Raw genomic sequence first — 12242 nt, 5'->3', positions numbered from 1 at the left:
TTGAGTGCGTGGGCTAGTTGGCTTGTGCTTGGATGGCGGTGATGGCCACGGTGTTGACGATGTCATCCACCGTAGTGCCGCGCGAGAGGTCGTTGACCGGTTTATTCAGACCCTGTAAGACCGGTCCGACGGCAACCGCACCGGCCGACTGTTGCACGGCCTTATACGTGTTGTTGCCGGTGTTCAGGTCCGGGAAGATGAACACGGTGGCATTGCCGGCGACCTCGGAGTCGGGCATCTTGGAGGCTGCGACCGAAGCCGAAACGGCTGCGTCGTACTGCAACGGGCCGTCGACTTTGAGTTCCGGGTTTGCGGCCTTGACCAGCTGGGTCGCTTCGCGGACCTTGTCCACGGCTTCACCCGAGCCCGAATCACCGGTCGAATACGACAGCATGGCTACGCGCGGTTCAACCCCGAACTGTGCTGCGGTGGCGGCTGACGCGGCAGCGATATCGGCGAGCTGTTCGGCATTCGGGTCGGTGTTGACCGCACAGTCCCCGTAGACCAGAGCACGGTCGGGCAGCAGCATGAAGAACACCGAGGAGACGATTTTGGTGCCGGGTTTGGTTTTCACAAACTCCAGTGCCGGGCGGATCGTGTGCGCAGTGGTATTCACGGCACCCGAGACCATGCCATCGACGTGGCCCTGCTGGACCATCATCGTGCCAAAATAGGCCGGATCCAGCATCATCTCACGCGCAAAATCGATTTTCACACCGCGGTGTGCGCGGGCTTCAGCATAGGCCTGGGCGTAGGGCTCCCGGTCAGGGGATTCGGCCGGGTTGATCAGATCGATCCCCGTCAGGTCCACACCGAGCTTGGCGGCGGTTTGCTGGATGTCGTCGATGTCGCCCAGGATCGTGAGATCACAGACGCCGCGACGGCGCAGAATTTCGGCGGCGCGCAGGATCCGCTCGTCCTGGCCCTCTGGCAGCACAATGCGTTTGCGGTCTGCCGAGGCACGCGCGGTCAGCTGGTGCAAAAACCGCACCGGGGTCATCGCAGTGGGCCGGGCCAATTCGATACGCGACAGTAATTCGTTTTCATCAACGTGGCTATTCCAAGCACCCAACACCGCTGCGGTCTTACGAGGTTGGGCAGCTGAGAGACTCGACGGGACGGCGGCGACCGCGCGAGCCATCGTGAAGGTATCCGAAAATGACACGAACACCGGGAACGGCGCATCTGAGTACAGCCGCTGGATCATCGGATTGGGCTCGATCCCGTTGGTTAAAATCATGCCGGCCGGGACCGGGAAGTCGGCGGTGCGGGCAGCGGCCAGGGTCGCCAGGATCGCATCGGAACGATCCCCCGAAACAATCACCAGTGCGCCGTCGTTGAGGACTTGTAAGAAGTTACCACCCTCCATCGAGACGGCCTTGACCTCGGACACGTCACGGTCCAGCTGCTCGGAGCCTGCGACCCAGTCCAGGCTCAGGGCCGAGGCGACCTCCCCGACGGTTGGGTGGCGCAGCTCCTCGAGCTCGGGGATGATGTACACCTTGCGCTGGTTAGTTCCCGGTTTGATGGTCGTGGCCATTTCATCCAGCAGCGCGGGTTCGGCGCGGTTGACCACAATGGACAGCAGTTCGGAGCCGGCGTCGCGCAGATTCGACCGGGTCAACTCGACGGCTTCGGAGGCTTCTTGGGCGGTCAGCCCTTGAGCCGAGACGACGGCGAGCACGGGCGCGTTGAAGTGCAGGGCAAGATCCGTGTCGATTTCTCGTTCAAACCCGGTATCGCCATTGAGCAGGTCAGTGCCCTCAATGACCACCGCGTTGACATTAGCGGCCACAGTCTCATAGGCGACCACGAGTTCGGCGTAGAGCTCGTCTTGTTTGCCCGAGGTAATCATCGCCCTGGCATACGCGTCGGTGACTCCGCCGGTGGCTGCGGTTGCATCCAGCTCAAAAGTCTCGCGCATCAACTGGACCATCGAATCGGAGTGCACGTCGTCGCCGGGAACGATCGGGCGGAAGTACCCGACCCGGCCGGCGTGCCGGTTCAGCGCGTCAGCCAGTCCCATCGAGACCAGGGTTTTACCGGCTCGCATCGTCGTCGTGGTGATGTAAATACCTTGGGCCATGCTCACGTGCCTTTCAACTCAACGGGTGGGTGCACCCTCACCAACTATAGTCGTGTGCCTGGTTCATGTTTACGATGGGAAGCTATAGCCTTGCTCTGAAGCGGTGTATCGACTGGCGGGAGCTAAAATTTGGAAATGCCTTCGCGTAAACAGGTTAAGAAGGTTGGTACCAAAGTTCGAAGACTCGACCGTGGTGAAGGTAGCGCCGAAGATGCACGGGTAGTTGAAAAGGTCATTCGAAGTTATCGAGCGCAGTTTAGTAGGCCGATCGGAACGACTAACATGGCGATACGCCGATATGCGGAGCATGCACGCGTTGAAGCAGAGGTGACTCAACGGCTCAAGAAGAAGTCGACGATTATCGACAAACTAAAAAATCGCGAGACTACTTTGAGCTTAGATCGAATGCAAGATATCGGCGGTTGTCGCGCGGTCGTTTCTGATCTTGTTGGCCTTCAACAGTTGGTTGATACAGTGGTGGATCGACTCGGGTCACGGGTTATCCATCACGATGACTATGTAGATAAACCTCGGGGTCCGGTTATAGGGCTCATCACTTAGTTGTTCGTTCCTCGAACGATTTGCCAATTGAAGTACAGATCCGGACACAATCTATGCACATTTGGGCGGAGACAGTAGAGGGCTTCTCCCACGAGTTGGGGATGAATTTTAAACAAGACGGAGAAGGTCCAATGTTTGATTTTCTCCGGGCTGTCTCCGACATTTACTGGTTTCGGGAGACTAATACACCTCTGCCTCACAACCTCATAAAAATGTCCGCTGCTATTCAACATTTCTTATTAGTTTTTGATCACGCCAAAGATGAGCTTATCGCCGCTCAGGAATTTGGGCGTGACGTTGAACGAGCTACTGAAGCATACTCAGAAATGGAAAAAGCGTACGCAAATAATAACGCGATCGATATCGTGTTAGTCGGCTCAGACTCTCTCGAGACTGTGAAAATCACTCACGCTAACTACTTCGCAGGTCGCGCTCGGAGACTTATGCACAACGCCCTGCATCTAGATCAAATGCCTGCATGAGAATGCGATCTCTATAAAATTTTTTACCGAGCATCTCGTTTGGTTTATTTCAATCCGAACGCTATATAAAGCGAGCGAGAACCCGCCTATTCCTCTCGAATAGGCGGGTTTTCGTATTTCTGACGATCAGCATGTCTTTTGCGTTCTAATGGGTAGGTCGTTGCGTAGATACTTTCATTTAGATGGTGCGACAGTCTCACACTGGTCGTTATCAGCTTCAGGAGAGAATCACGCAGAATTTTCGCAAGGGCACGCACACTGCAGATTAATACCATCGGGTTTTCAGAGCGGCCTGCGAGGCTCTGGATACAGTTACGATGGAAACATGATTCTCGCTTTTTCTATTTCTGTAGCAGGTATCGGTACTCTCGGCGAACACGCGGCCGCCAATAGTCCCGAGGACGCCGCGACCGGCTCGGTGGCCCGCGCGGTGGCTGCCGCCTACGACGTCGTACGCGCTTCAGGGTTGCCGCACCGGTTGTCGTCGATGTTCACCGAGATTGAAGGTGACTGGGATGAGGTCATGGGCGTACTGAAGCGGTGTGTCGACGCCGTGGAACCCTACGGCGCGCGCATCTCGATTACCATGAAGGCCGACATTCGCCCGGCCAAATCCGACGGTCAGCTCGACGCCAAGATTGACCGTGTGCACGACCTGTTAGATGGTCGCACCCAGTGATTTGGCCGTTCAACCGCAAAGCCACCACCGAAACCGGCGCACAGTATTATCTGCGTGATGCCGCGGCGGCTGATGCTCGGGCGCTGGTGGAGTTCAAGCACCGCGCCTGGCGGGCAATGTACGGCCGCTTGAAAGACGAGGGGTTTTTCGCGCAGGCTGAGGCCACAACCGATGAACAGGTGAAGTTTTGGCAATCGCGGATTGCCAAAGGTGACAAGATCTGGATCGCCGAGGACCTGCGCGACCGGATCATCGGAACCATTCTGGCCACCACCAAATACAGCGAGCACACCGCCGAGTTCGTCGAGCTCTATAGCCTGGGCGACGTCCGGGAGATCCGGTATTTTTATCTGGCCGACGACGCTGCCGCCGCGATCGGCAAGGCCCTGGTTGACCAGGCGGTCGGGGACGTTCCGGCGCTCACCTGGGTTTCTGGCCATGCGCCTGCGGTGGTCCAGAGTTTGCGCGCTGCCGGGTTTGCAGACCTTGGAGAACCGGTCGACCCGGCAGTGGCACCGTGGCACGGGGTGGCGCGTCAGGCTATGGTGCGATCATGACGAAACAGCAGCGCAACCAGAAACAGTCTGCGGTGAATATTGAACCAGGGATCTATGAGATCGATTCGGGCACCGCGGAAATTCGGCCCGACCCATTCACCCCGGGTGCCTGGGAATTGTTACTCAACGGTGTGCAATCCTCCCAGATGATCCCGGATGAGCCGCAGCGGCTGGGCTTTGAGTACATGCGCTGGATCGCCATCGCGATAGGTTTTCGCTACCCACAAGAAGCCCGTCTGCGGTTCTTGCACTTAGGCGGTGCCGGAGCGACACTGGCCCGTTGGGGTGCGGATCGCTACCCGAACTCGCGGCACACCACGGTCGAGATGGACGCGAAACTTACCGAACTGGCGCGTAATAATTTTGGGCTTCCGCGCGCTCCAATCGTCAAGATGCGTGTGGCTGAAGCCGGCCAGGTGCTGGCCGAAACCCGACCCGACAGCTGGGACGTCATCATCCGCGACGTCTTCATTGGCACGACCCGCGGTGACCACATCACACCGATGCACCTGACCGGACTGGAAGCCGCCGAACGAGCCGCCAGCGCCGTCGGTCCCCAGGGCGCCTACATCATCAACTATGGTGGTTCACCGAATCTGCACCCGGCACGCGAAGAAGCGGCCGCTCTGGCACAAGCATTTGAACACGTCACCCTGATCTCGGATGCGACCATGTTTAAAGGTCGCCGCCGCGGCAATATTGTCATGGTCGGCACCCACACCCCGTTAGCTATCCCTGAGCTGGGAGGCATGGACGCCTTCACCGCAGCTCTGCGTGCCGAACCACTCCCGGCTCAAGCAAAGTTTGGTGTGGCCACCACCAATTTCATCGCTGGTACGCCGCCGTCGCTAACACCGCTGCTACGACAACACGAGACACCCTAGAGGGCTGAGTCACACCCGACTTCGGCGCTAGAATGGAAACAGGAACTTCGCATCCGAACCGTGGAAGCGAGATGACCGTACGGAGGGAACCGCCATGACCGAACAATTTCATGACCCAGCCAACAAGGTGAACGCAGACACGGAACTGCCTGTAAACCCCACCAAGAAAAAACACGGCGTCGTCGTCGGGGTGGACGGCTCCAAACGGTCACTGGCAGCTGCCGTCTGGGCGCTGCGCGAAGCCAAACGTATTAGTGCACCACTGACCATGGTTTCGGCTTACACCCTGCCGATCTTCCCATCGGTAGCGGTGGATGCTGCCACCGGAGGCCACGAGGACTCCGCGCTGGCTCAATCGTGCCGACAGATTCTCGAAGCTACCAAAGCCGAACTCGGCGACACCGAAGGCGTTGAGATCCGCTGCAACGTTGAGCTCGGGGATCCCGGCACGGTGCTCGTGGATTATTCTCACGACGCCGAACTACTGGTCGCCGGTCCGCGTGGCCGCGGCGGCTTCTTGGGCCTGTTGGTCGGCTCGGTATCTCGCGGCTTACCAGCACACGCTAAGTGCCCGGTCGTGCTGGTACCACGCGGTGCCGAAGCGTCTCGCGCCAGCACCGATACGCCGGTGGTCGTCGCCTCTGATGGTTCCGAACAAGGCCGTGTTGCCATGCTGCGCGCTGCCGAAGAAACCGTTCGCCGCAGTCCATCGTGTCGCTTGAAGGTCATCACCGCGATGGCTCCGGTTTCCTCAGCTGTGGAGTGGTTGCCCTCCACGGTGGATGAACGCGCGATGTTTGATGAACTGCGCGACAAGCTCAACGCCGGTGTGGAATGGCTGCAATCCCACTTCCCGGACCTAAATATTGAAGCTGAAGTTATCGACGGGGTGCCCGTCGATGCGGTCGTCGCCGAATCCGAATCCGCCCGCCTCACCGTCGTCGGGACGCGCGGGTTGGGTGGCTTCACCGGAGCGCTGCTGGGGTCAACATCGCAGGGCATTGCAGCCCACGCCCGTGGGCCCGTCATGATCGTGCCGTACCACGACGATCCGCGCCTGCACGATCGTCCCGAGTTCGGGCCGATGATCAACCAGGACCCACAAGAATAACGCCTTGACTACAAAGACTGAGGGCCTGCATACCAAACGGTGTGCAGGCCCTCAGTTGTCGTGCTATTGAATTATTACCTCCAAGGGTCCGGAGAACTTCCCCGGACTCCGAACCCTTCGAGGATCCTAGAAATTAGTACCGGCCACCAACGGACATCATGTTGTATGGCGAGTAGTGCAACCCGGTGACCGTGATACCGGTCGATGGGTTACGGGCGTGGGCGATCTGGCCGTTACCGATGTAGATCGCCACGTGGTAAACACCGGATTGTTGGCCGTTATTTGACCAGAACACCAAGTCACCAGGACGCAGGTTATTCAACGAAACGTACTGCTTAGCAGCACCATACTGTGCCTTCGACTGGCGTGGCAGCGACTTCCCAGACTGAGCGAATGCTGCAGACGTGAAACCTGAGCAGTCATAACCTTTCGGCCCGTTCCCGCCCCATACGTACGAGGTACCGGCTTCATTGGTCTTATTGACCGCCCAGTTGACCGCAGCCGACATGTTGGAACCGGCCGAAGCAGCTGTGACCTGTTGTGGTGCTGGCTTCGGTTTTGGTGCCTGAGTCTTCGTCGGCGTCGGCGTAGGTGTCGACGTCCGCGTCTGAGTTGGAGTAGGTGTAGGTGTCGGAGTTGGCGTAGCTGAACGAGTCGCTGTCGGCGTTTGAGTGGCAGGAGGTGTTTGTGCAGCACGTTGCGTCGGTGACGACGTCGCAGTTGGCGCCGACGATTGCGTTGCGGTTTGCGTTGGTGTCGACGACGGCGTTGGCGAAGCCTCTGGGGTCGGTTCTTCGGTCGGCGTCACCGGTGCTTGCTGAGCTTGCTCAGTGCTGGTTGCTGATGTCGACGGGGTTGGAACCTCGCCACCGTTGTTCTGCGCAGCGTACTCTTGGCGAACTTCGTTATCAAGATCATCTACGGTCTCATCAGAGCCGCTGGCGGCAAGAGCTGCAGCGGTTTCCTCCCGAAGTCTCTGGGCTTCAGCTGCAGCTTCTAGACGTTGTTGTTCCAGGCGTTCCAAGCGCTCTTGTTCTTCGCGCTTTTTACGCTCTTCTTCCTCGGCCTTTTCTTGAGCCTTTTTCGCAGCTTCCTCGGCGGCCTCTGACTTATTAGTGGCTTCGCCTTCAAGGTGCTTTGCTGCGTTCTGGTTCTGCTGAGCTGTCCCGACGTCACCGGCTAATGAATTGGCCAGTTGCTGTTCGGTCGCGTCCTGTGCCAGCGCATCTTCGTCGCCCAACAGGAACTCTTCAGTCGTCAAGCTTCCGTTGCGATACATGTCCGCAACGGCTTCCCCAGCTTCTTCCTGAGCGAGTTCATGTTCTTCGGCTGCAAGTTGCGCTTGCTGAGCAGCTGTCTCAGCTTCACGACGAGCTTCTGCTGCGGCCTCGCCAAGTTCGCGAGCTTTTTCGTTTGCAGAAAGCGTCTCACCTTCGGCATCGGCCAAACGCTGGTTGCTCTTGTCGAGGATCTTCTTTAGGTCTTCGCGCAACTTCGCTTGGGCATCAGGATTTTCCTTCGCCTTCGCGATCGTCGTCTTATCTGGAAGATCAGGTACCTCGGTGAGTGTAGCTTCTGGCTCGTGAGTCGATTTGGCGAAAACTGTGTCGGATTCTGAGAAGATCTGTGGCATTGCGGTGGCAGACATTGCTGCGACCGTAACCAGGGCGACGCCGGCGGCTGCCCCTTTCACACTTCGTGATTTCACGATTCTTCCTCATTCTGTGGCTAGTCCAGTTTTATGGTTTTGTTATAACCATCGTGACCACAAGCCATGACTTTATCCGCACAGTTGTCACAACTGCAACACCTGGCACGTAGGTACACATGAATCACAACGGTGTAATTATCGCGACACGCCTGTAATCATCAGGATCCTTGAGGAATCGTCGATTTTTCAATTTGTTTCACAGAAAATGGGTTTGGTGCTTGACATGCAAAAAATGGCGTCTGAAACGAGATCGTTTCAGACGCCACGTGACCTATTTGTAACGCTTATTCCTGGATGAGTTTTGGGTGGATCTCTCGTCCATTGTTGAGGGGATCTGCAGGCTGTTTGCGGTCGGTCGCCGGTTGCGCGGCACCAGTGACATACTGCATGATCATGTTTTCAGCCAAGCCGAGGTAGCGGTGGAGTCCACGTGAAGCTTCGATGCGTTCGCCGGCCAGGATACGAGTGATGATCGCCAGGTTCTGCTGTGCGAAAGTACCGTGAATGGGGGTGCTGATTCGTAGGCTGTGGAAAGCTAGTCGCAGCCGAGTTAGCAGACGCTCCAATGCTTGCGACATTGTATCCGAGCCTGCCAGGGCAACCACGGCAACGTGGAAGCTTCGATCGGCCTCTACTATGGCCGAGAAATCTTCTTGTGCGATCCCACGTCGCGTGCGGTCGGCAACACGATTGAATGTTTCGCTGAGTTCCGGCGTGAGCTTGCCCCAGAGGATGGCCGAAGGCTCCAGGAATCGTCGGGTTTGGTAAATCTCTCGAATATCGCGCGGCCCAGGGTCGATAACGAAGACACCACGGTTGGGAACCTTATAGACAAGATCTTCACCTGCCAGCACGGTAAATGCTTCGCGCAGCGTGTTGCGAGAAACCTCAAACTCCGCAGCAATCATCTCTTCAGATAGCTTCGTGCCGGGGCTGAGTGCCCCTTTGCAGATATGTTCGCGCAGTGCGGCGGCGATCCGTGTCGGTGTATGGGCGTGAAGCGGGTCGTCTTCGCTGTCGCTGCTTAGCAGTGAAAGCTCCGGCATAACAGGCTTGTCCATCAGGTCTCCTACTATCTAAGAGTGCTGAATCTCACAATATCACTGGAAATTGAGATTTGTCTGTACGCGGTTCGTCGGAAGCCGTCGGCTCCCAGTCGGCGTTCATAATGGGTTTTGACAGGCTGGTATGTCCGCCTATGAAGGACTGATGCGCTGAGGTGCACAGGGGTTTCTGTGCTAGCTAGTCGGGTTTTCTCAGGGTGCTGATTCTGCTGGCGTTCCTGCTGATTTGCTTTTGAAAAACGTTTAGGCCTATGATGATCTAGGTCGATCGCACAAGCGAGTGCAAAACTCCGCGAACGTCAGGCCCCCATCGTCTAGTGGCCTAGGACACCGCCCTTTCACGGCGGCGGCACGGGTTCGAATCCCGTTGGGGGTACAAGTCAGTAATGGCTTTGAGGATTGTTATGGTTCTCATGGCCCTGTAGCGCAGTTGGTTAGCGCGCCGCCCTGTCACGGCGGAGGTCGCGGGTTCAAGTCCCGTCAGGGTCGCGGATATAGGAGCCTGTCCACTGAGGACGGGCTCTTTTTCCCAGACAAACTGAAAATAGTTTTGGTCCTGTAGCTCAGTTGGTAGAGCGTTCGACTGAAAATCGAAAGGTCACCGGATCGACGCCGGTCGGGACCACTGAACCCTCGCGTAGCTTCTACATCGCGGGGGTTCTTTTATTTTTCTGACGCCATTTCCCGGTGTTTCCTTTAGTGTAGCTATAGCTCCCGAGCAGGTTTGGTTAGCGGTCGCGACGCGTGAAGGCCAGGTCGGTTGGTCGCCAGATCCGTATGCCGAATCGGGACAAGCCCGGGTCATTGAGGAGCAGCCTTCTCATTTCGTCGTCCGCACACCGACGGAATTATCTCTATGGTCCCAAAAATGAGATGTTTCAATGAACAACGCAGCAGGGGTGTCGAAGCAGCTGCGTGGCAGGCATGGTTGCACCGTATTTTCGACTGATCTGCTGCACATGACGTAGCGCGGAGGATGCTGACTCATCTAGCACAATGGCTCACGCCCGAATCGAACTAGAGGAGGCCCCGTCGCTGGGCTCCCACGACCGCTTCTTCGGCACTAGACACTTCGAGCTTCTTATAGATCGATTTTAGGTGTGTTTTGAGCGTGTTCACTGAAATGAACATCGCTTCTGCCATTTTTGCGCGGGTATAACCATCTGCAAGGTACTGGATGATCTCGACTTCGCGATCTGTCAGGCCCAGCCCAGGTTTGGGAAGACCAGTAAGAAATACGGAGGGGCCGTCATTATCGATGGGCCAGTTCGGAACGTGCTTCGTGGCTATTTCGCGGGTTTCGGTGCTAAACAGTTGAACTTCGGTCGGTGTTAAACCTCGTGGCATCTGTGCAGCGCGTTTGAGGGTAGCTATGCATCCCTCGTGCTCATCCGACTGATATTGGGCAGCCGCCAGAATCGCTAACCTGCGAACTTCCATGAGGCGAAAGCCGCGGGTATCGACCCGCAGACGCGAGACTTGTTGGATGGCTTGTTGAGTTCGGCCTACATGAATATTGGCCGCCGCCTGAAACAGGCGGGTGAAGGCCAGGGACTGGTCTGCGCGATCTAAGAATCCCTGTGCCTCTGTTCCCCGACCAGCCTGCATAGCAATCGTGGCGCGCTTTAACGGGATAATGCTACCGAGAAACCCATCCCCATCGATGCGAAGCAGCGGCATGGTATCGAACATCTCGAGGCGGTGTTTTAGCTGGTCGTGATAGCCACCGCCCTCCAAAATTCGGTGCACAGCAAGGACATAAAATGGCCACATGTCGCCAATATCATGCAGGCTGATTGAATCCAGGCGTTCCAGAGCTTGCTCGTAGGTATCAAATGTGACAAGCACTTCGGCGAAATCCCGGTGCGCATCAATATGAGCTTCAACCCAACTAGAAGTTCGCGGCACACTGTCCGCGCGATGTATCAGCGATCTGGCTGTCATTGAGTTCCCAAAACACGCGTGAATGAGCGCAGACTTCACGAGAGCGTCCCGAGTGAGAAATGCATACTTGGGGATGGGAACATGCATTTGGGCCCGAGTAAAACTTGTTAAAGCCAGCGTGAAATCGCCGGCCAACATCGCAGAAATCCCGATTTGTACAGCAGTATTGAGAGCCCATCCGTGATAGGAATCAAGGAGCGGTTGCATTAAGCCCAGATATTTTTCCATTTCGAGGCTCTGCTGCAAAGCCTCCCGTGTTCGACCTTTGAGCCGAAGGTCAGCTACCCGCAAGACACATAAGAGAAAGATCTCACGCGAGTCGCTCATCGTGATGTCTGACCATACTGAAGATGGGCTGATCGTTCCTCGAGTATCTTCAACCAGCACTTTGCGCGCTGCTTTCATCAAGGGCGGGGGCGAAGAGGACTTTGATCCGAGGAGTTGGATGATCTCGATAGCTCGCCAGGGACGTAGAGCAAACCAGGACGCGGCGAGGTCCCGGTTGATAGCTTCAGTTGCTGCGTCATAGTCTTCGTTAGCAAGCTTCAGCTCGATTTCATCCGCAAGAAGTTCGAGTGCATCAGCAGCAGAGGTGTTGGCATGTGGGTTTTGTCGTGTCAAATCAGACACCACGCCTCCCTCTTCTTCACGTACTTCATTGTGTAGATACTTCAAGATAATACTAGCGAGTAGCTAACGTCGTGGTAGGTGCGTGTCCCGAAGGTCATAAGTCGGGTTATTGCTGAGAGTCCCATACATTTGCTTCACCTTGCATCACTCGTCCAGACGAAGGTCCACCGAAAGGTTTTTTGGACGGTGCACACTGAAGCCTAGAGAAGTTCATGCAACACTGGATGCACTAACAGATAGTGGCCCTAGGAGCGGCGAAAGAACACTCATCGCCATGATTTGATTATTGGCATCTATTACCTTTATGATTGTGGTTCTAACTCCGCCCAGCGGCAGTTAGGCAGGCCCCCATCGTCTAGTGGCCTAGGACACCGCCCTTTCACGGCGGCGGCACGGGTTCGAATCCCGTTGGGGGTACAAGTCAGTAATGGCTTTGAGGGCTGTCATGGTTCTCATGGCCCTGTAGCGCAGTTGGTTAGCGCGCCGCCCTGTCACGGCGGAGGTCGCGGGTTCAAGTCCCGTCAGGGTCGCAA

At 56.7% G+C, this 12242-nt stretch carries 10 protein-coding genes and 5 tRNA genes; 11 read left to right on the top strand and 4 right to left on the bottom strand.

Going from position 1 to position 12242, the window contains the following annotated elements:
• Positions 1-13: 13 nt before the first annotated feature.
• Positions 14-2086 carry a phosphate acetyltransferase gene (gene pta, locus FB556_RS10925; protein WP_141867560.1) on the bottom strand — a complete coding sequence of 691 codons (2073 nt, stop codon included), beginning with the start codon at positions 2084-2086 and terminating at the stop codon, positions 14-16.
• 135 nt (positions 2087-2221) lie between these two features.
• On the opposite strand from pta, the gene FB556_RS10920 reads away from it, so the two are divergent.
• The 6 genes from FB556_RS10920 to FB556_RS10890 all read left to right on the top strand — a co-directional run bounded on the left by FB556_RS10920 (position 2222) and on the right by FB556_RS10890 (position 6360).
• Positions 2222-2647 (top strand): nucleotidyltransferase family protein, encoded by a 426-nt coding sequence (locus FB556_RS10920; RefSeq protein WP_141867558.1) that lies wholly within the window; start codon positions 2222-2224, stop codon positions 2645-2647.
• Between the two features lie 212 nt (positions 2648-2859).
• The gene (locus FB556_RS10910; protein WP_141867557.1) at positions 2860-3129 is read left to right on the top strand and encodes a hypothetical protein; all 270 of its coding nucleotides are present in this window, start codon (positions 2860-2862) and stop codon (positions 3127-3129) included.
• A 325-nt stretch (positions 3130-3454) separates the two neighbouring features.
• A complete protein-coding gene (locus FB556_RS10905) occupies positions 3455-3808 on the top strand; it encodes a thiamine-binding protein (protein ID WP_141867555.1) in 354 nt (117 codons plus the stop codon).
• Positions 3805-4365 carry a hypothetical protein gene (locus FB556_RS10900; RefSeq protein WP_141867553.1) on the top strand — a complete coding sequence of 187 codons (561 nt, stop codon included), beginning with the start codon at positions 3805-3807 and terminating at the stop codon, positions 4363-4365. Before FB556_RS10905 ends, FB556_RS10900 begins: the two co-directional genes overlap by 4 nt.
• The gene (locus tag FB556_RS10895) at positions 4362-5249 is read left to right on the top strand and encodes a spermidine synthase (protein ID WP_141867551.1); all 888 of its coding nucleotides are present in this window, start codon (positions 4362-4364) and stop codon (positions 5247-5249) included. The genes FB556_RS10900 and FB556_RS10895 overlap by 4 nt, the downstream gene beginning before the upstream one ends.
• Before the next feature lie 94 nt (positions 5250-5343).
• Positions 5344-6360, top strand: coding sequence for a universal stress protein (locus FB556_RS10890; RefSeq protein ID WP_246057399.1), 1017 nt, complete (start codon positions 5344-5346; stop codon positions 6358-6360).
• A 133-nt stretch (positions 6361-6493) separates the two neighbouring features.
• Here FB556_RS10890 and FB556_RS10885 read toward each other — a convergent pair whose 3' ends face one another.
• Positions 6494-8068 carry a C40 family peptidase gene (locus tag FB556_RS10885; RefSeq protein WP_141867549.1) on the bottom strand — a complete coding sequence of 525 codons (1575 nt, stop codon included), beginning with the start codon at positions 8066-8068 and terminating at the stop codon, positions 6494-6496.
• Between the two features lie 287 nt (positions 8069-8355).
• Positions 8356-9132 (bottom strand): GntR family transcriptional regulator, encoded by a 777-nt coding sequence (locus FB556_RS10880; RefSeq protein WP_141867547.1) that lies wholly within the window; start codon positions 9130-9132, stop codon positions 8356-8358.
• Positions 9133-9438: 306 nt separating this feature from the next.
• Between FB556_RS10880 and FB556_RS10875 the strand changes: the two genes are divergently transcribed.
• The 3 genes from FB556_RS10875 to FB556_RS10865 all read left to right on the top strand — a co-directional run bounded on the left by FB556_RS10875 (position 9439) and on the right by FB556_RS10865 (position 9760).
• Positions 9439-9511, top strand: a tRNA-Glu gene (locus FB556_RS10875).
• Between the two features lie 39 nt (positions 9512-9550).
• A tRNA-Asp gene (locus tag FB556_RS10870) sits at positions 9551-9624 on the top strand.
• A gap of 63 nt (positions 9625-9687) precedes the next feature.
• Positions 9688-9760: transfer RNA gene (locus FB556_RS10865), tRNA-Phe, on the top strand.
• 392 nt (positions 9761-10152) lie between these two features.
• Here FB556_RS10865 and FB556_RS10860 read toward each other — a convergent pair.
• Positions 10153-11709, bottom strand: a complete 1557-nt coding sequence (locus FB556_RS10860; protein ID WP_141867545.1) for a helix-turn-helix transcriptional regulator — start codon at positions 11707-11709, stop codon at positions 10153-10155.
• Positions 11710-12053: 344 nt separating this feature from the next.
• Here FB556_RS10860 and FB556_RS10855 point away from each other — a divergent pair.
• Both FB556_RS10855 and FB556_RS10850 read left to right on the top strand, forming a co-directional pair.
• Positions 12054-12126 (top strand) — tRNA-Glu (locus FB556_RS10855).
• Between the two features lie 39 nt (positions 12127-12165).
• Positions 12166-12239, top strand: a tRNA-Asp gene (locus tag FB556_RS10850).
• The last annotated feature ends 3 nt before the right edge of the window (positions 12240-12242 follow it).

Source organism: Enteractinococcus coprophilus (genome assembly GCF_006716305.1).
In the GTDB taxonomy this organism is placed as follows: domain Bacteria; phylum Actinomycetota; class Actinomycetes; order Actinomycetales; family Micrococcaceae; genus Yaniella; species Yaniella coprophila.
This window is presented reverse-complemented; position numbering and strand designations above follow the sequence as displayed.

Excerpts from the sequence above, each read along its gene's own strand:
- pta (WP_141867560.1), bottom strand. The coding sequence starts at position 2,086 with ATGGCCCAAGGTATTTACATCACCACGACGACGATGCGAGCCGGTAAA.
- FB556_RS10905 (WP_141867555.1), top strand. The coding sequence starts at position 3,455 with ATGATTCTCGCTTTTTCTATTTCTGTAGCAGGTATCGGTACTCTCGGC.
- FB556_RS10890 (WP_246057399.1), top strand. The coding sequence starts at position 5,344 with ATGACCGAACAATTTCATGACCCAGCCAACAAGGTGAACGCAGACACG.
- FB556_RS10895 (WP_141867551.1), top strand. The coding sequence starts at position 4,362 with ATGACGAAACAGCAGCGCAACCAGAAACAGTCTGCGGTGAATATTGAA.
- FB556_RS10910 (WP_141867557.1), top strand. The coding sequence starts at position 2,860 with ATGTCCGCTGCTATTCAACATTTCTTATTAGTTTTTGATCACGCCAAA.
- FB556_RS10880 (WP_141867547.1), bottom strand. The coding sequence starts at position 9,132 with ATGGACAAGCCTGTTATGCCGGAGCTTTCACTGCTAAGCAGCGACAGC.
- FB556_RS10920 (WP_141867558.1), top strand. The coding sequence starts at position 2,222 with ATGCCTTCGCGTAAACAGGTTAAGAAGGTTGGTACCAAAGTTCGAAGA.